General features: G+C 73.7%; 18 protein-coding genes. 7 read left to right on the forward strand and 11 right to left on the reverse strand.

Going from position 1 to position 18129, the window contains the following annotated elements; translation table 11 throughout:
* Positions 1 to 104: 104 nt before the first annotated feature.
* Positions 105 to 572 carry a hypothetical protein gene (locus EV376_RS13145; RefSeq protein ID WP_130323101.1) on the reverse strand — a complete coding sequence of 156 codons (468 nt, stop codon included), beginning with the start codon at positions 570 to 572 and terminating at the stop codon, positions 105 to 107.
* A gap of 295 nt (positions 573 to 867) precedes the next feature.
* Between EV376_RS13145 and EV376_RS13150 the strand changes: the two genes are divergently transcribed.
* On the forward strand, positions 868 to 1251 hold the full coding sequence (locus EV376_RS13150) for a VOC family protein (RefSeq protein ID WP_130323103.1): 384 nt from the start codon (positions 868 to 870) through the stop codon (positions 1249 to 1251).
* Between the two features lie 97 nt (positions 1252 to 1348).
* On the opposite strand, the gene EV376_RS13155 is transcribed toward EV376_RS13150, so the two are convergent.
* The 6 genes from EV376_RS13155 to EV376_RS13180 form a co-directional block, all read right to left on the reverse strand.
* Positions 1349 to 2236: a flagellar basal body-associated FliL family protein gene (locus EV376_RS13155; RefSeq protein WP_130323105.1), complete on the reverse strand. Its 888-nt coding sequence runs from the start codon at positions 2234 to 2236 to the stop codon at positions 1349 to 1351.
* Positions 2237 to 2426: 190 nt separating this feature from the next.
* Entirely contained in the window at positions 2427 to 3416 is a 990-nt protein-coding gene (locus tag EV376_RS30480; protein ID WP_486482894.1) for a hypothetical protein, read from the reverse strand.
* A gap of 554 nt (positions 3417 to 3970) precedes the next feature.
* Positions 3971 to 6040: a 3-hydroxyacyl-CoA dehydrogenase NAD-binding domain-containing protein gene (locus EV376_RS13165; protein WP_130323107.1), complete on the reverse strand. Its 2070-nt coding sequence runs from the start codon at positions 6038 to 6040 to the stop codon at positions 3971 to 3973.
* Between the two features lie 50 nt (positions 6041 to 6090).
* On the reverse strand, positions 6091 to 7284 hold the full coding sequence (locus EV376_RS13170) for a thiolase family protein (protein ID WP_130323109.1): 1194 nt from the start codon (positions 7282 to 7284) through the stop codon (positions 6091 to 6093).
* Between the two features lie 216 nt (positions 7285 to 7500).
* Positions 7501 to 8859, reverse strand: a complete 1359-nt coding sequence (locus EV376_RS13175; protein WP_130323111.1) for a ribonuclease D — start codon at positions 8857 to 8859, stop codon at positions 7501 to 7503.
* A gap of 174 nt (positions 8860 to 9033) precedes the next feature.
* Positions 9034 to 9594 (reverse strand): DUF3000 domain-containing protein, encoded by a 561-nt coding sequence (locus EV376_RS13180; RefSeq protein ID WP_130323113.1) that lies wholly within the window; start codon positions 9592 to 9594, stop codon positions 9034 to 9036.
* 221 nt (positions 9595 to 9815) lie between these two features.
* Here EV376_RS13180 and hemE point away from each other — a divergent pair, with 221 nt between their 5' ends.
* From hemE to hemQ, 3 genes are read left to right on the forward strand one after another with little or no spacing between them, the layout of a single operon-like run.
* The gene (gene hemE / locus EV376_RS13185; protein WP_207228148.1) at positions 9816 to 10913 is read left to right on the forward strand and encodes a uroporphyrinogen decarboxylase; all 1098 of its coding nucleotides are present in this window, start codon (positions 9816 to 9818) and stop codon (positions 10911 to 10913) included.
* A gap of 5 nt (positions 10914 to 10918) precedes the next feature.
* A complete protein-coding gene (gene hemG, locus EV376_RS13190; protein WP_130323117.1) occupies positions 10919 to 12328 on the forward strand; it encodes a protoporphyrinogen oxidase in 1410 nt (469 codons plus the stop codon).
* Entirely contained in the window at positions 12325 to 13026 is a 702-nt protein-coding gene (gene hemQ, locus EV376_RS13195) for a hydrogen peroxide-dependent heme synthase (protein WP_130323119.1), read from the forward strand. The genes hemG and hemQ overlap by 4 nt, the downstream gene beginning before the upstream one ends.
* 75 nt (positions 13027 to 13101) lie before the next feature.
* On the opposite strand, the gene EV376_RS13200 is transcribed toward hemQ, so the two are convergent.
* The 4 genes from EV376_RS13200 to EV376_RS13215 form a co-directional block, all read right to left on the reverse strand.
* A complete protein-coding gene (locus tag EV376_RS13200) occupies positions 13102 to 14205 on the reverse strand; it encodes a lytic polysaccharide monooxygenase (RefSeq protein ID WP_130323121.1) in 1104 nt (367 codons plus the stop codon).
* A 115-nt stretch (positions 14206 to 14320) separates the two neighbouring features.
* Complete coding sequence (locus EV376_RS13205; RefSeq protein WP_130323123.1) at positions 14321 to 14767, reverse strand: GNAT family N-acetyltransferase; 447 nt, start codon at positions 14765 to 14767, stop codon at positions 14321 to 14323.
* Between the two features lie 68 nt (positions 14768 to 14835).
* Positions 14836 to 15735, reverse strand: a complete 900-nt coding sequence (locus tag EV376_RS13210; protein WP_130323125.1) for a sulfite exporter TauE/SafE family protein — start codon at positions 15733 to 15735, stop codon at positions 14836 to 14838.
* Positions 15736 to 15873: 138 nt separating this feature from the next.
* Complete coding sequence (locus EV376_RS13215) at positions 15874 to 16134, reverse strand: Prokaryotic metallothionein (RefSeq protein WP_130323127.1); 261 nt, start codon at positions 16132 to 16134, stop codon at positions 15874 to 15876.
* 159 nt (positions 16135 to 16293) lie between these two features.
* On the opposite strand from EV376_RS13215, the gene EV376_RS13220 reads away from it, so the two are divergent.
* The 3 genes from EV376_RS13220 to EV376_RS13230 all read left to right on the forward strand — a co-directional run bounded on the left by EV376_RS13220 (position 16294) and on the right by EV376_RS13230 (position 18053).
* Positions 16294 to 16569: an isoamylase early set domain-containing protein gene (locus EV376_RS13220; protein WP_130323129.1), complete on the forward strand. Its 276-nt coding sequence runs from the start codon at positions 16294 to 16296 to the stop codon at positions 16567 to 16569.
* Positions 16570 to 16668: 99 nt separating this feature from the next.
* Entirely contained in the window at positions 16669 to 17409 is a 741-nt protein-coding gene (locus EV376_RS13225; protein WP_130323131.1) for a lytic polysaccharide monooxygenase, read from the forward strand.
* Positions 17394 to 18053 carry a DUF305 domain-containing protein gene (locus EV376_RS13230; RefSeq protein ID WP_130323133.1) on the forward strand — a complete coding sequence of 220 codons (660 nt, stop codon included), beginning with the start codon at positions 17394 to 17396 and terminating at the stop codon, positions 18051 to 18053. Before EV376_RS13225 ends, EV376_RS13230 begins: the two co-directional genes overlap by 16 nt.
* Positions 18054 to 18129 lie beyond the last annotated feature (76 nt).

Consider the following 18129-nt stretch of genomic DNA (forward strand, 5'->3'; position numbering starts at 1 on the left):
GGCGGTCACGGTTCGTGCGCGTAGCGCGATCTCGGGCCGCCGCATGACGGGCGGGGCTGCCTGATCGCGGATCAGGCAGCCCCGCCCGTCATGGCAGTGCCGGGTCAGTAGGCGACCTTGCCCCGGCTCTGCCGGGGGAATTCCAGATAGAACTTGGTGCCGTCGATGACGTTGGTGGCGGCGAGCCCCCATTGGCCGGCGTAGACATTACGGTAATCGTTGCACTTGTAATACCCGAGCGACGAGTAATACAGGCACGCCCGCACCATGATGTCATAATCGGGCTTGACATTGATGTCGTTGCAGTTTGACGTCGCGACCAGAGGCTGGGTGGCCGAGCCCACGTAGTAGAGCGAATTGGTCGTGTAGTTCTTCGCGCTGCCGTAGCAGGAGGCGACCGCGAAATCCGAGCCCTCCGGCGAGAATTCCGAAGCTGTGGCACCGGATTCACCGCTCGTTGCGGCGGACGCACCAGGAGTGACCCCCGGATCCGCCGCAGCCGTCGTGGCGGGTGCGAAAATGCCCAGAATGGCCAGCAGGCCGACGAGCAGACTTAGCTTGCGAAATTGCATGGAGACTCCCCCGTGAAGTGATGCTAACCTGTGCCGAATTCCGATCGATCCGGCCGCCCGGATTCCGTCGATCGTGCGAAGGCAACGCCAGCCAAACATCTAAATGCGTTGTTGTCAAGACGGTCGCCGGAGGGCCGCAGAACACGGGGGGCGCGCCGACGCCATTCCCGCGCGGTCAGCACCCCGCCGCGCCGGGCGGCATTCACCAAGGCTTGCTGTCGTCCCAACGAGACCCACCATCTGCGGGTCGACGCCGCCGACGCCCGGCACGGCCGGGTCAACGAAGGGGACTTGAGTGAGCGTACGTATCCGCAACATCAGCATCGACTGCCGCGACACCTACGAGCTGGCCGGCTTCTGGTCGCAGGTCTTCGACTGCCCCCGGCAGCCGGACGACTTCCCCGGCGACCCGGAGGCCATGCTGCTCCCCGAGGGCGGGCCGATGGTGCTGTTCCTGGCCGTGCCGGAGGGCAAGACGGTGAAGAACCGCCTGCACCTCGATCTCGAACCGACCGACCGCACCCGGGACGAGGAGATCGAGCGCGTGCTGGGCCTCGGCGCGGTGCTGACGGCCGACCTGCGCCGGCCCGACGGCACCGGCTGGGTGGTGCTGGCCGACCCGGAGGGCAACGAGTTCTGCGTGCTGCGCAGCGCCGCCGAACGCGCCGCCCAGCCCTGACCCGACCCCAGCCGCCGCGATCTTGCACTCTCGGCTCCGACTCATGCCGCAGACGGGCCTGACGAGGGCCGCAAGTGCAGCATCGCGGCGGTGGTGGTCAGGACTTCTGCTCGATCTGGCCGCGCATCGCGACCAGTTCCTGCTGCGCGTCGGCGCCGGTCTTGAAGTAGATCAGGATCATTCCGACGCTGCCCTTGTCGCTCCAGATGCAGAAGCCGATCGGCACCTGGTTCGCCTCGGCGTCGCCGCACTTGGCCTCCCCGCCGAGCGGCCCCGGGTCCACCGAGGACATCTCGCCGATCTCGACCTCGCTCTGCCGGGCGCCGGCGACGGTCTCGTCGAGGGTCTTCGCCGGGTCGGAGTTGCGCCCGGAGGCGGCCGCCACCATGACCAGGTCCTGCTTGGCCGGGTTGCCGTAGAAGGCGCCGACCGTGCTGGTCGCGCCCGGCAGCGACTTGTTCAGCTCGGCCTCCAGCGCAACGCTGGCGCTCTGCAGGTTGGGGTCGGTGACCTTCGGCCGGCCGGCGAGCGTCTCCGGCTCGACCACCCGGATCCTGGCCGCGTCGACGGTCTCCTTGACCTCGTCCCCGAGCGCGACGAACGCCACCACGGCGCCGCCGACGCAGAGCACCAGCACCGCCGCCAGCACGATCAGCAGGATCTTGCCGGCCGACCGCTTCTTCGGAGCGGGTGGCACCGCGCCGAACGGCACGCCGGGCCCGCCCGGCGGCGGGAAGCCGCCGGCTGACGGCTGCGGGTACCCACCGGGCTGCTGCGCTCCCGGGTAGTCAACCGGCTGGTGCTGCGGGTACCCGCCCGGCTGCTGCTGTGGGTACCCGCCCGGCTGCTGCTGCGGTGCCGGGTAGCCAGCCGGCGGCGGGTATCCGCCGGGCTGCTGGGGCGGCGGGTAGCCACCCGCCGGCTGCGAGCCGTACGGCCCGCCGCCGGGCTGCGGAGGATACGGGTTGACCGGTGGCTGGGACATGCAGGTCAGCTCCAGAACTCGACGATCGCGACGCGCGATCTTAACGAGGGTGGATACCCACGCGGTGTCCTACATCCGTCGAGGTGAGGAATGTATCCAGCGTCACCGGCGGCCCGCACGCCGGCGTCGGGCCCGCCCGGATCTCCACCACCGCGCCGGGCGCCGCCGCCCACGGAAGGCGATCCGCCGCTCAGGAACGCTTCTCGACCTGCCCCCGGATCGAGGTGAACTCTGCCTTCGCCTTGCTGCCGGAGGAGAAGAACATCACGATCATGCCAACGCTGCCCTGGTCGGCCCAGACGCACAGACCGAGCGGGATCTCCGACGCGCTGCCGTCGCCGCACTTGGCGACACCGCCGAGCGGTCCCGGGGGCACGGTGGCCATCCGCCGGGCGCTCAGCTCCTTGGCGAGCGCCTTGACGGCGTCGTCCAGCTCCCGCTTCGGGTTGAGGACGAAGCCCGACGCGCCGGCGATCATCACCATGTTCTGCTTCTCGGGGCTGCCGTAGAAGGCGCCGACCGCGCTGTTCTCGCTGCGCACCGTCGCCTTCATGTCCCGGACCATCTCGTCGGCCAGGGACTTCAGCTCCGGATCGGTGCTCTTCGCCCGGCCGCCGAGCGTCTTCGGCGCGACGAGTCGGATCCGCGGATCCGGGCTGGGCTCGTTCGAGGGGACCGACTCGGCGGTGTCGGACCCCGGCGACGGGGCGGTGCTGGGTCCGGCCGCCCGGGTCGGGGCGGGGTCGTCGGTGCCGGAGAGGGCGACGTAGGCGAGGCCTCCGCCGCCCAGGCAGAGCACCAGCAGCCCGACGAGGCCGAGCGACAGCACCAGCGGGAGCCGGGACTTCTTGCCGGGCGCCGGGGCGTCCGGGCCGGACGGGAACGCCGCCGGCTGGCCGTACGGAGGGTTGCCCGGCGGCGGACCGTAGCCGGGTGGGCCGGAGGTCGGCGGACCGTAGCCGGGTGGGCCGGACGTCGGCTGGCCGTAGCCGGGCACGCCGGACGTCGGCTGGCCGTAACCCGGTGCGCCCGAGGTCGGCTGGCCGTATCCGGGAGCGCTCGTCGGCGGGTCGGCCGGCGGGATCGGCGGGAAGTTGCCGTACACCTGGGTGGGCTGCTCGTCCGGGGCCGGCCGGGGCTGCGGCGCGGCCCAGGAACCGCCGGACGGTGCCGGTGGGATGCCGTCTCCGCCGCGCGGTCGCCACGGGTCCGCCGGAGGCTGCCGGTTGCCGCCCGGGCCGGCCGCCCCGGGGGCGGCGTACGGCCGGGTCGGCGGATTCTCCGGCGGCGGCTGGCCCGGCCAGGCGGCGGTGGCGGGAGCGGCCGGCCGGGCCGGGTCGGCCCAGGCCGGTGGCGGCGGCGGTGGCCAGGTGGGCCCGCCGCCCGGCCCGGCCGGTGCGCCGGGCGCCGGTGGCACGGTGGGCGTGCCGGGTGCTCGGTGCGGGGCCGGCGGCCAGCCGCCCTGCTGTGGCCGCGGCGCGCCCGGAGGCCGATCCCAGGGCGCCGGCGGCGGGGGAACCGACGGCTGAGAGTCGGGCTGGGCGCCGCGCTCCGGTTGCCCGGACCACGGGTCGACCGGCGGTGAGGACATGAGATCAGCTCCAGGCGAAGTTGCGAACGGGCGATCGTAACGAGCCGGCGCCGCGTCCCGCTGCCCCGGTCCACGCCGTGATACGACGATCGCGGTGGTCGCCCGACGTGGGCGACCACCGCGATCGTAGGGGAGCGGAGAGGTCAGGCCGAGAGGCTGGCCACGCCGCGCGGCAGGAACCGCGACCCGGTGACGCGCTCGGCGGTGCCGGTCCGGTCCAGGTACGGCGTGACGCCGCCCAGGTGGAACGGCCACCCGGCACCGAGGATCATGCACAGGTCGATGTCCGGTGCCTCGGCGACGACGCCCTCGTCCAGCATCAGCCGGATCTCCTGCGCCAGCGCGTCCAGCGCGTTCTGGCGCACCTGCTCGGCGGTCAGCGGCTGGTCGCCGACGACCAGCAGCTTGGCCACCTCGGCGTTCACCTCGTCGTCGACGACGATCGGCTGCCCGGAGTCGGCGATCCGCTTGAGGTTCTCGCTGACGCCGAACCGGTCCGGGAACGCGGCGTGCAGGGTGCCGCCCACGTGGTACGCGACGGCCGGCCCCACCAGCTGGAGCAGTGCCAGCGGACGCATCGGCAGGCCCAGCGGGTCGAGCGCGCTGTTCGCCACGTCCAGCGGGGTGCCGGCGTCGACGGCCGCGAACACGGTGCCCAGGAAGCGGGTCAGCAGACGGTTGACCACGAACGCCGGGGCGTCCTTGACCAGCACGCAGGACTTCTTGAGCTGCTTGCCGACCGCGAACGCGGTGGCCAGCGTGGCGTCGTCGGTCTGCTCGCCACGGACGATCTCCAGCAGCGGGAGCACCGCGACCGGGTTGAAGAAGTGGAAGCCCACCACCCGCTCGGGGTGCGCCAGGTCCGCCGCCATCGCGCTCACCGACAGCGACGACGTGTTGGTGGCGAGGACGGCCTCGGGCTTGACGATCTTCTCCAGCTCGGCCCAGACCTGCTTCTTGACGTTGAGGTCCTCGAAGACGGCCTCGATGACGAAGTCGGCGTCGGCGAAGACGGACTTGTCGACCGAGCCGCTGACCAGGCCGTACAGCTTGGCCGCGGTGCCCTTGTCCATCCGCCCCTTGCTGACCGACTTCTCGATCTGCTGGTGCACGTAGGCCACGCCCTTGTCGACCCGCGCCTGGTCCAGGTCGGTCATCACGACCGGCACCTGGAGGCGGCGGGCGAAGAGCAGGGCGAGCTGGCTGGCCATCAGACCGGCGCCGACGATGCCGACCTTGGTGACCGGCCGGGCCAGGCCCTTGTCCGGCGCGCCGGCCGGCCGCTTGGCCCGCCGCTGCACCAGGTCGAACGCGTACAGGCCGCTGCGCAGCTCCTCGGAGAAGACCAGGTCCGCCAGGGCCTCGTCCTCGGCGGCGGTGCCCGCGGCGAAGTCCGCGTCCTTGGCCAGGCCCAGCAGCTCGAGCGCCTTGTACGCGGCCGGCACCGCGCCGTGCAGGCGGGAGTCGAGCGTCTGCTTGGCGAAGAAGAGGACGCCGTCCCACATGTCCTTGTCGACCTCGGGCCGGGTGACGGTGACGTCGCCCCGGACCACGCCGGCGGCCCACTCCAGGGACCGCTCCAGGAAGTCCGCCGGCTCCAGCAGCACGTCCGCGATGCCCAGCTCGGCGGCCTGCTTCGGCTTGAGCATCTTGTTCTGCATCAGCGGGTTCTGGATGATCACCTGCGTCGCGGCCGGGATGCCGATCAGGTTCGGCAGCAGCTGGGTGCCGCCCCAGCCGGGGACCAGGCCGAGGGAGACCTCGGGCAGCGCGAGGGCCGCCGCGCCCGCCGACAGCGTCCGGTAGTGGCAGTGCAGCGCCAGCTCCAGACCGCCGCCCATCGCCGCGCCGTTGACGAAGGCGAACGTCGGGATCTCGCTGTCCTTCAGCCGGGCGAAGACCCGGTGGCCGAGCCGGCCGATCTCCAGGGCCTGCGCGCGGTCGGCGAGCAGCGGCAGGCCGGTGATGTCCGCGCCCACACAGAAGATGTACGGCTTGCCGGTGACCGCGACGAACGCCGGGTTCGCCGCGAGGGCCGCGCTGATCGCCTCGTCCAGGCTGGTCAGACCACCCGGGCCGAAGGTGTTCGGCTTGGTGTGGTCGAAGCCGTTGTCCAGGGTGATCAGGGCGGCCGGGCGGTCCAGTCCCGGTACGTTCACCTGGCGCAGCAGCGCCTTGGTGACGACCTCGTTCGGTGCCGCGAGCGCGCTCACCGCGCCTCCTTCGTTCGCGACTGCGGGGCTCGCAAGCTCACTCCTCGCGCTCACTTGTCGCCCTCCCAGTGGGGGTTCTCCCAGATCACGGTGCCGCCCATGCCGATGCCGATGCACATGGCGGTGAGGCCGTAGCGGACCTCCGGGTGCTCGGCGAACTGCCGGGCCAGCTGGGTCATCAGCCGTACCCCCGAGGACGCCAGCGGGTGACCGATGGCGATCGCGCCGCCCCACGGGTTGACCCGCGGGTCGTCGTCGGCGATGCCGAAGTGGTCGAGGAAGGCGAGCACCTGCACGGCGAACGCCTCGTTCAGCTCGAACAGGCCGATGTCGTCGATGGTCAGGCCGGCGATGCGCAGCGCCTTCTCCGTCGACGGCACCGGGCCGTAGCCCATCACCTCGGGCTCGACGCCGACGAAGCCGTACGACACCAGCCGCATCGCGACCGGCAGGCCCAGCTCGCGGGCGGTCTCCTCGGCGGCGATCAGGCTCGCGGTGGCGCCGTCGTTCAGGCCGGCCGCGTTGCCCGCGGTGACCCTGCCGTGCGGGCGGAACGGGGTCTTGAGGGTGGCGAGCTTCTCCATCGAGGTGTCCCGCGGAGCCTCGTCCACCGTGGCCAGGCCCCAGCCGGCCTCCGGGTCGCGGGTCGCCACCGGCACCAGGTCGCCCTGGAGCTTGCCGTTGGCGTACGCCTTGGCGGTCTTCTGCTGCGAGGCGAGCGCGAACGCGTCGGTGCGCTCCTTGCTGATCTGCGGGAGCCGGTCGTGCAGGTTCTCCGCGGTGGCGCCCATGACCAGGGCGGACGGGTCGACCAGCTTCTCCGCGACGATCCGCGGGTTGGGGTCGACGCCCTCGCCCATCGGGTGGCGGCCCATGTGCTCGACACCGCCGGCGATGGCGACGTCGTACGCGCCCATGGCGATGCCGCCGGCGACCGTGGTCACGGCGGTCATCGCGCCGGCGCACATCCGGTCGATGGCGAAACCGGGGACGGTCTTGGGGAGGCCGGACAGCAGGGCGGCGGTCCGGCCGATGGTCAGACCCTGGTCGCCGATCTGCGTGGTGGCGGCGATGGCGACCTCCTCGACCCGCTCCGGGGGCAGCTGCGGATTGCGGCGCAGCAGCTCGCGGATGCAGCGGATCACCAGGTCGTCGGCACGGGTGTTGGCGTACATGCCACCCGCCTTGCCGAACGGGGTGCGGACGCCGTCGACGAAGACGACATCCCGAACTTCACGGGGCACTTGAGCCTCCTCTTCGACCACAATTCGGCCTCCGCGCCGTAGGTCGGCGCTCCGATCCGAACGAAGGTCGCCGGCACTTGGCGTTTCCCTCGAATGCTACTCGTCAGTAACCATCGGGGACACCACCCCCCGTGTGGCCCACCCCACACCCGTCCCGAGACCTGTCGATCATGATGTCGGCGGACGTGACCACCCGCCAGCCTCATGATCAACGGGTCAAGCGGTGGGCTCCGGGGCCGGGTCCGTGAGGGCCTTCGTCAGGTCGGGCAGGAGGAGGTCGATCTGCCACTCGCGGGCGCCGAGGCCGCGGAGGGTCTCCCGGACCGTCTCGTCGGTCACGTCCTCCGGCGGGACCCACGCCAGGCGGCGGATCGAGTCGGGGGCGATCAGGTTCTCCGGCGGCAGGGTGTGCGCGCCGGCGACCCGGACCACCACCTCCCGGCACCGGGCCAGCCGGGCCGCGGCGACCGGGTCACGCTCGGCCCAGCGGTGCGGCGGCGGCGGTCCCTCGACGGTCGGCGCGATCGGCAGCGCGTCGTCCGGCAGTTGCCGGGCGTCGTCGAGCGCGGCCAGCCAGGTGCGGGCCAGCCGGCGCACCGAGCGCCCGCCGAAACCGGGCAGCGTCAGCAGGGTCTTCTCGTCCTTCGGGTCCAGCTCGGCGGCCGCCACGATCGCGGAATCGGGCAGGACCCGGCCCGGCGCGGCATCGCGGCGCGCCGCGATCTGGTCCCGCGCGTACCACAGCGACCGGACCCGGGCCTGCGCCCGTGCCCCGCGGACCCGGTGGATGCCGGACGTGCGGCGCCAGGGGTCGGCGCGGACCCGGGGTGGGCGGGCGCCGTTGCGGACCAGCGCGGCGAACTCCTCCGCCGCCCAGCCGGACTTGCCCTGTCGGGCCAGCTCCGCGTCGAGGGCGTCCCGCAGCTCGACCAGCAGCTCCACGTCCAGGGCGGCGTACGTCAGCCAGGACTCCGGCAGCGGCCGGCTCGACCAGTCGGCCGCCGAGTGGTGCTTCTCCAGGCTGAAGCCGAGCAGCTGCTCGGTCAGCGCGGCCAGGCCCACCCGCTCGAAACCGGCGATCCGGGCGGCCAGCTCGGTGTCGAACAGCCGGCGGGGGCGCAGGCCCAACTCGGCCAGGCAGGGCAGATCCTGGCTGGCGGCGTGCAGCACCCACTCCGCCTCGCCGATGGCCTCGTCCAGCGTGGCGAGGTCGGGCAGCGGCAGCGGGTCGATCAGGGCGGTGCCGGCGCCGGCGCGGCGCAGCTGCACCAGGTACGCCCGCTGGCTGTACCGGTAGCCCGAGGCGCGCTCGGCGTCCAGTGCCACCGGGCCGTTGCCCGCGGCGAAGCGGGCCACGACCTCGGCCAGTTCCTTCGAAGTGGCCACCGGCTGGGGTGTGCCCTCGCGGGGCGCGGTCAGCGGCAGGGGGCCGGCGTCGGCGGCGTCGGACGCGGCGCTCGGTGGCCCGCCGGCGGTCGGGTCGTCCCCCGCGCCCTCCGGCTCCGGCGGGTGGTGCGGCGTGTCTCCCGTACGGCTTTCGGCGGCCCGACGGCGCAGGGGTGGTTCGTCGGTCACCTGACAACCCTATTGCGCCGCCGGGCCCGGTTGCGCGCACCCGTCCCGCAGCGTGTCCCAACCCCTGCCCCCATAGCGTCGATCATGGAGTTGTGGTGCCGCCTAACGGGGCCATACCGGCTCTAATCACCCACCACAACTCCATGATCGACCGGGCGGGGGAAGGGCGGGGGGTCAGGGGCGGGGGGGTGGGAGGGGGGTCACGCCGGGTGGGGGGAGGCCCGCCGTGGAGGCCAGGAGGGTGCACCAGGCGGACAGGTGCGGGGCCAGATTGTCGTCCAGGGGCGTCCAGGAGGCGCGGATCTCGATGTCACCCGCGGCGGGCGGACCGGCCAGGTCGCCGAAACGGGTGGACATCGTCTGCGTGACCGTCCCGCCGATCGCCCGGTACCGGGCGCCCTGCACGTCGAGCGCGTCGGTCAGCCAGGTCCAGCCAACGCCGGGCAGCAGCGGGTCGGCCGCCAGGTCGATCTCCATCTCGGCGGTCACGTACGTCACCAGGCGAAGGGTGCCCTGCCACGCCTCGTGCCCGGCCGGGTCGTGCAGCAGGATCAGCCGGCCGGTGGCCACCTCGTCGCCATCGCGCAGCACCGTCGCGGAGAGCGCGAACGCGTACGGCGCGAGCCGCTGTGGCGCCCCCACCTCCTCCAACAGGATCTCCGGCCGCGGCGCCGCGGACCGGAGCCCGGCGACCGCGCGGGCGAAGGTCTCGGGAAGCGCGATCGGGGGGGCCATGGTCGAAGCGTATGCCGCCGCGCGGCCGGCCACCCGGCGGCGCGCCGGGCGTCCGGCCACGCCCGACGATCTCCGAACCGCGGGGCGACCGGTGTCAGGAGGCGCCCCTTCCGCTGCCGGAGGCGTCAAGAAGGGCCCCTTCCTTCCACCCGGGCCGGTGCAGCTCACAAATGGTGACGGTGGCGGCGGGGCGCAACCGGCGTCGTGGCACGATTGCCGCGATGAGCACCGACACCACGGGCACCGCCGCCCGAGACGAGGACCCCCGCCCCGGTGGTCCGGCCGACTCGCCGTTCATCCGGGCGTGCCGGCGCGAACCGGGCCCGCACACCCCGGTCTGGTTCATGCGCCAGGCGGGCCGCTCGCTGCCGGAGTACCGCGAGATCCGGGCGAACGTGGCGATGCTGGAGTCCTGCCGCCGGCCCGACCTGGTCACCGAGATCACCCTGCAGCCGGTCCGCCGGCACGGGGTCGACGCGGCGATCCTGTTCAGCGACATCGTGGTACCGGTCGCCGCCGCCGGGGTGGACCTGGACATCGTCCCCGGGACCGGGCCGGTGGTGGCCGAGCCGGTCGCCACCCGGGAGGACGTGGCGCGGATCCGCCCGATCGCCCGCGACGACGTCTCGTACGTGGACGAGGCGGTCCGGATGCTCGTCAAGGAACTGGGCACGACCCCGCTGATCGGGTTCGCCGGCGCCCCGTTCACCCTGGCCAGCTACCTGGTCGAGGGCGGGCCGTCGCGTACCCACGCGAAGACCAAGGCGCTCATGTACGGCGACCCGGACCTGTGGCACGCGCTGGCCGGCCGGCTCGCCGAGGTGACGTTGGCGTTCCTGCGGGTGCAGATCGAGGCCGGGGTCTCCGCGGTGCAGCTCTTCGACTCCTGGGCCGGTGCGCTGTCCGAGGCCGACTACCGCCGGTTCGTGCTGCCGCACTCGCAGGCCGTCCTCGCCGGCCTCGCCGACGCCGGCCTGCCGCGGATCCACTTCGGCGTGGGCACCGGCGAGCTGCTGGGCGCGATGGCCGAGGCCGGCGCCGACGTGGTCGGCGTCGACTGGCGTACGCCGCTGGACGTGGCCACCCGCCGGATCGGCCCGGAACGGGCGGTGCAGGGCAACCTCGACCCGGCCGTGCTGCTCGCCCCGTGGCCGGTGGTCGAGGCCGAGGTGCGGCGGGTGCTGGAGCAGGGTCGCGCCGCCCCCGGGCACGTGTTCAACCTCGGGCACGGGGTGCTGCCGGAGACCGACCCCGACATGCTGACCCGGGTGGTGGCCCTGGTCCACGAGCTGTCCGCCGCGCCGGACGACCGGGGCTGACCGGCATGGCGGGGCCGTGGCGGGTCGCGGTGGTCGGCGGAGGGATCGCCGGGCTGGCCGCCGCCGTCCGGTTGCGCGACCGTGCTCCCGCCGGCACCGAGATCACGGTGTACGAACAGAGCGGCGCGCTCGGCGGCAAGCTGCGCACCGGCGAGTTGGCCGGCGGGCCGGTGGAGTTCGGGGCGGAGTCCTTCCTCCTGCGCGACCCCGCCGGCGGGGAATCCGCCGCGATGGCCCTGGTCCGCCGGCTCGGGCTGGCCGACCGCGTCGTCCACCCCACCGTCGGGCAGGCCGCGCTGGTCGTCGACGGCGGGCTGCGCCCGGTCCCGGGCGGCACGCTGGTCGGCGTACCCGGGGATCTGGCGAAGGTGACCACGGTCGCCCGGCCGGTCGCGGACGCCGACCGGGACGGCGGCCGCCCGCTGCTCGGCCCGGACGACGACGTCACGGTCGGCGCGCTGGTCCGCGCCCGGTTGGGCGACGAGGTCGTGGACCGTCTGGTCGACCCGATGCTCGGCGGCGTGTACGCGGGCCGCGCCGACGACCTGTCGCTGGTCACCACGATGCCCGCCCTGGCCCGGGCCGCCCGCGTCGAGCACACGCTCGTCGGCGCGGTCCGCGCCGCGCAGGCCGCCGCGCCCCGGACGCCCGGCGTACCGGTCTTCGGCACCCTCGCCGGCGGTTTGAGCGCCCTGGTCGAGGCCGCCGCGACGGCCAGCGGGGCGACCATCCGCCGCGACGCGGCCGTCCGCGAGCTGGCCCCGGCCGGTGCCGGCTGGCGGCTGACCGTCGGCCCGACCCGCGACGCCGAGCACATCGACGTCGACGCCGTGGTGCTGGCCGTGCCGGCCCGTCCGGCGGCGCGGCTGCTCGGCGACGTCGTGCCGGCCGCGGCGAAGGCGGTCGGCGGGCTGGACTACGCCAGCGTCGCGCTGGTCACCCTCGTGCTGCCGGAGCCGGAGCTGCCCGGGCTGTCCGGCTTCCTGGTGCCGGCCACCGAGGGGCTGCTGATCAAGGCATCCACGTTCTTCACCACCAAGTGGGGGCACCTGCGCCGCCCCGACGGGCTCGCCCTGGTCCGGGCCTCGATCGGCCGGTACGGGGACGAGGCCCAGCTCCAGCGTTCCGACGCCGACCTGGCCGCCGCCGTGCACCGGGAGCTGTCGGCGGTACTCGGCACCCGGCTGTCCACTCCGGTCGCCACGCACGTCCAGCGCTGGGGCGGGTCGCTGCCGCAGTACGCGCCGGGCCACCTCGACCGGGTGGCGTCGGCGCGGGCGGCGCTGCGGGCGGAGCACCCGACCGTGGCGCTGGCCGGAGCCGGGTACGACGGCGTCGGCATCCCGGTCTGCGTCCGCTCCGGCGCGGCGGCGGCCGACGAGATCATCACTGCACTGGGAGGTACCGGGAGATGACCGAGCAGACCAACGCGTCCCGGCTGAAGGAGCTCAACGAGACCATCCGGTACACGATGTGGTCGGTGTACCGGGCGAGCAGCCCCCTGCCGTCGCTGCGGGAGAACGTCACCGGTGAGGTCGAGGCGCTCTTCGAGGAGCTGGCCGGCAAGGACGTAACCATCCGGGGCACGTACGACGTCGCGGGTCTGCGCGCCGACGCCGACCTGATGATCTGGTGGCACTCGTCGACCAGCGACGCGCTGCAGGACGCGTACCTGCGGTTCCGCCGGACCACCCTGGGCCGGGCGATGACCCCGGTCTGGTCCCAGATGGCGCTGCACCGGCCGGCCGAGTTCAACAAGAGCCACATCCCGGCGTTCCTCGGCGGCGAGGCGGCCCGGGCGTACCTGTGCGTGTACCCGTTCGTCCGCTCCTACGACTGGTACGTGCTGCCGGACGCGGAGCGGCGGGAGATGCTGGCCGAGCACGGGCGGATGGCCCGCGGCTACCCGGACGTGCGGGCCAACACGGTCGCGTCGTTCGCCCTCGGTGACTACGAGTGGATGCTCGCCTTCGAGGCGGACGAGCTGCACCGGATCGTCGATCTGATGCGCGACCTGCGTGCCTCCCGGGCCCGCCTGCACGTCCGCGAGGAGATCCCCTTCTACACCGGCCGCCGCCGTTCGATCGCCGACATCGTCACCTGCCTGCCCTGACCGGAAGGGCCCCTTACCCGCGGGGCCGGCCGGGGCCGCGGCCCGGAGGGAGATGGGCGCGGCCCCGGCCGGGACTCAGGCGGTCGTGCAGGCGAGGACGGGTGTCGGCGTCGGGCTGCCCGAGCCGATGAAGCCGAACGTCGTGCTTCCGCCGGCCGGGAGACTGCCGTTGTAGTCGACGTTGCGGGCGACGACCGTGTTGCCGTTCCTGGTGACGGTGGCGTTCCAGGCCTGGGTGACCTGTTGGCCGCCCGCGAAGGTCCAGGCCACCGACCAGCCCCGGGTCGCCGAGCCGCCGGCGGTCACGGTCACGTCGGCCTGGAAGCCCCCGGACCACGAGTTGGTCACCCGGTACGTCGCCGTGCAGGCGCCGGCCGGCGGCGGCGTGACGGGCGGCGGCGTGGTCGGCGGAGCGGTGGTGGGCGGCGGCGTGGTCGGCGGGGGAGTCGTCGGCGGCGCGGTCGTCGGCGGCGGGTTGGTCGAGCCGCCGAAGTCGACGTCGCTGCACAGGTAGTACGACTGGTCGAGGTGGCTGGCCTGCCAGATCGTGTAGACGATGTGCCGGCCGGTCCGGCCCGGGGCGTTGGCCGGGATCTGGATCGACACGCCGCCGCTCTCCGGCGTCCACTGCGAGGCCGGTGTGTTGCCGATCTGGCCGACCAGTTCCAGGTCGGACCAGCGCAGCGGCTGGGTGAGCGCGTTGAAGCCCTGCCTCGTCGCGTACACCCGGATGTAGTCGGCGCCGTGGCTGGCCTGGTCGAAGAAGCGGACCCGGAAGCTGTTGGAGATCGGCGTGGTCTTCCAGGCGCCGACCGCGTCGAGGGCGTTGTAGCGTCCGCCCTCGGTGCGGCCGCCGCTGCACAGCTGGCCGTCGGGAATGGCGCCCTGGTGGTTGCCGGCGACGCCCTCGCGGAACAGGCCGTTCCAGTTCCACATGGCGTTCGGGTTGGCCTGCCAGGCCTGCCAGCACATCGGATCCTCGGTGGCCATCCGGGGATTCTGGAAGTCGCTGCCCCAGCGTTGCCAGCAGCCGTAGTTGCGCGATGCCGGGTCGACGACGGAGCCGTGCGCCGCGACGGGGTTGACCAGCGCGGTAGTCAGCACCAGGGTGGCGGCCGCCGCGACGGCGAGCAGCCACAGGACGCGGGATGATCGAAATGATCGGGACAGAGAGGACATGGGGCAGCCCCCGGGGGAGTGGTCGGATCAGCGACGACGCCCGGACGTCCGGGAGTTGCCCCTCCCGGCGTCACCCACGCGGTGGCTCCGCCCGCAGGCTCCCATATCCATCGGATTACGTCAATGCGTCCCGACGCATGGGGATGTGCGGGATCCCGTCCTCGACGTACTCCGGCCCGCTGACCGTGAAGCCGTGCCGTTCGTAGAAGCCCACCAGGTACGACTGCGCCTCAAGCACACACGGACCGTCGCCGACCTCGGCCAGGGCCGCCGCCATCAGCCGGCCCGCGTACCCGTCGCCGCGCGCCTCCTTCGCCACCGCCACCCGGCCGATCCGTGCGACGCCGCCCGGGTCGGCCAGGATCCGCAGGTACGCCAGCGGCGCCCCGGCGCGCTCCAGCCACAGGTGCCGGGTGCCGGGCTCGACGTCCCGGCCGTCCAGTTCCGGGTACGGGCACGCCTGCTCCACCACGAACACGTCGACGCGCAGCTTGAGCAGGTCGTGGAAGGTGCGGGCGGACAGGTCGGCGAACGAGGCGGTGCGCAGTTCGGCGGTGGCCATCCCGCGATGGTAGGTCGCGGCCGGGGACCGCCGCCCGGCGTGGCGGGCCAGGGCCGGCCGCCGCGCCCTCAGGCGACGTCCACCGGCTCGGCCGGGGCGGTCACCGGGCGGCCGGCGGCGCGCTTCCGGCGTACCACCGTGCCGCCGGCCGCCACCGCGAGCAGGGCGCCGGCCACGGCCGCGACCGCCCCCGGACCCAGGCCGTCCACCCAACCGCTGAGCGCGACCTGCACGCGGGCGGCGGCCCCGATCACCGGGTCGAATTTGGCCCGCCCGGAGAAGAGGCGAATCTCGTACCAGCCGTACCAGGCGACGTAGCCGCCGGTGACCGCCAGCAGCAGGCCGGCGAGGCGGCCGAGCAGCGGCGCGGCCCGCCGGGCACGCCGGACCAGGGACTCCCGGGCCAGCGCGACCGCGAGCGCGGTGGCGCCGACCACCAGGCCCATCCCGATCGCGTACGCGACGAAGAGCCCGGCCCCCGCGACCGGGCTGCCGGCCCGGAACCCGGCGACCACCACGGCGAGGAACGGCCCGACCGTGCAGCCGAGCGAGGCGGTCGCGTAGGCGACACCGAACAGGACCATCGGAAGAAAGCCGCGCCGGACCTCGGGGCCGCTGGCCGGCCGGGGCGTGACCGCCGGCAGCGCCCGGCCGGCGAGCAGCCAGCCGCCGGCGACGACCAGGGCCAGCCCGATCGCGACCGACACCCAGGGCAGGCGGCTCGCGACGGCGTCGGCGGCGGGGCCGGCGAGCAGCCCGAACGTCCCGAACACCGCGACGAAGCCGACCGTCATCGCGAGGGTCAGGGCGAGCGCGCGGCCCACCGGGGCGAGCGGTCCGCGGGCGTCCGCCGGCCCGTCGCCCAGGACCAGCATCGACAGGTACGCGGGCAGCAGGGCGAAGCCGCACGGGTTCACGGCGGCGAGCAGGCCGGCGCCGAGCGCGAGGCCGTAGGGGGCGTCGGGCATGACGGGATGCTAGTGCCGCACCGGCCCGGACGATCGCGCTCGGTCGTCGCCCGGTCGCTCCAGGCGTTGATCGGATGATGGCCAGCCGGTCTCCGGTGGGCGTATCGGGCCGGCTGGCCATCATCTGATCATGTGCGCTCAGGCCGGGTGGGCGCCGACGGCGTCGCGGATCTGGGCGCCCTGGTCGCCCGCCACGGCCCGGGCGCAGTGGGCGCAGCAGAAGAAGCGTCCGGAGACCTCGACCCCGTGGCCCACGATCTTGATCTGGCAGTGCTCACAGATCGGGGCCATCTTGTGCACGGCGCACTCGAAGCAGTCGAAGGTGTGCACGTCGCCGCTGACCGTACGCACCTCGAACGACATCCAGTAGTCGTTACCGCAGACCTCGCAGGCCGCCATGACAAACCCCCCGATAGGTGGACACGTAACGCCAGCGTCGAACACCGGACACGGGGCGGCAACCGGAACCGGGGAACCTGGTGCGGTTCCACGGCGAGTCGTGCCCGGCGTGTCGGCCGTTGGTACCGGTGAAGGCCCCGCCGTGCCCCAGGAGGAGACGTGATCAAGCGCAACAGGCTCTTCGGCAACCAGACCCGGGTCACCTTCTGCCTGCCCCGGGACACCCCACCGGGGACGGTCAGCGTGGTCGGCTGCTTCAACGGCTGGGAGCCGGGCCGGCACGAGCTGGTCGCGCGCCGGGACGGCAGCCGGACGATCACCGTCCGGCTGGGCCCGGGCGAGTACCGCTTCCGCTACCTGGCGACGGGCGGCGTCTGGCTCGACGACGAGTCGGCGGACCGGATCGACGAGCACGGGAGCCTGCTGCTGCTCTAGAAGTGGCACCGAATTTATCGACAGGTGTCTTTACTGTTAACAAGGTTTAAATTACTTTGGTGGCACCTCAGCAGCTTCGTTCGCGAAGGAGATGCCGCCATGCGTCGAAGAATCACCCTCCCGCTGGTCGCGGCGGGCGCCGTCGTGTCCTCGCTGGCCGTGGCCGCCCCGGCCCAGGCCCACGGGTACGTCTCCGGCCCGCCCAGCCGGCAGGCGCTCTGCGCGCAGAACCGGGTGCCGGACTGCGGCCAGATCAAGTGGGAGCCGCAGAGCGTCGAGGGCCCCAAGGGCCTGCGCAGCTGTCACGCCGGGATCGCCCACTTCGCCGTCCTCAACGACGACAGTCGAGGGTGGCCGGCCACCAGCGTGGGCAGCACCGTCACGTTCACCTGGACCAACACCGCCCGGCACGCCACCAGCAACTGGGAGTACTTCATCGGCAACACCCGGGTCGCCGTCTTCAGCGGCGGCGGCCAGCAGCCCGGCGCCACCGTGTCCCACACGGTCAACCTGGGCGGCTACTCCGGCCGGCAGAAGGTCCTCGCGGTGTGGAACATCGCCGACACCGCCAACGCCTTCTACTCCTGCGTCGACCTCCAGATCGGCGGCGGGGGCGGCCCCACGCCGACCACGCCGCCGCCGACCAGCCCGAGCCCGACGCCGACCGCGGCGCCGACCACGCCGCCGCCCGCGCCGGGCGGCACCTGGACGGCCGGTCGCAGCTACCAGATCGGTGACCAGGTGACCTACGGCGGCGCGACGTACCGGTGCCGCCAGGCGCACACCGCGCTCGCCGGTTGGGAACCGCCGTACACCCCGGCGCTGTGGGCCCAGGTCTGACCGACCCGGGTGCGGCCCGTACCCAGAGCGAGCCGCACCCGTCGACCGTGCCCGGTGCCCGCGGGCCCCGGCTCGCCGTTGCCCTGCTGGCGATGCTGCTCGCCGCTGGCTGCACCGGCGGCTCCGACGGTGCCGCAGCCCCCGCCGGCGGCTCGGACGCCCCGGCGGCCGCCGCCAGTGCGTCGCCTCCCGCGGTTGCCGCCCCGGCCGGTCTGGTCGGGATCGACGCGCCGTTTCTCACCGCGATGGTCGCGCACGCCGAGCGGACGCTGGAGATCGTCGAACTGGCCGAGGGGCGGGTGCGCGACCCCGAGCTCCGCACGCTGCTCGCCGCGATCGAGGCGACCGAGGCCGACGAGCTGCGGACGATGCGTACCTGGCTGCGGGACGCCGGCCGGCCCACCGCCGGCGGCGGGCACGACCACGCCGGGCACGCCGACGCCGACGACCTGGCCCGCCTGCGCGACGCGGCTCCGGCCGACGTCGACCGGGTCCTCCGGGCGGTGCTGGCCGACCATCAGCGCGCGGCGGCGGACCTCGCCCGGGCGCACCTGTCGGTGGGTGGCAGCACGCCCGTGCGGGAACTCGCGGACCGCATCGCCCGGTCGCGCAACGCCCAGCTGGAGCTGCTGGCAGCGAGCTGAGCCGTCAGGCTCCGCGCGCTGCCAGCGGCCGGTCGTCCGGCCTCGGTGCCGGTGGGCCGCCGACCCTCGCTGCGCT

The organism is Micromonospora sp. CNZ295 (genome assembly GCF_004217535.1).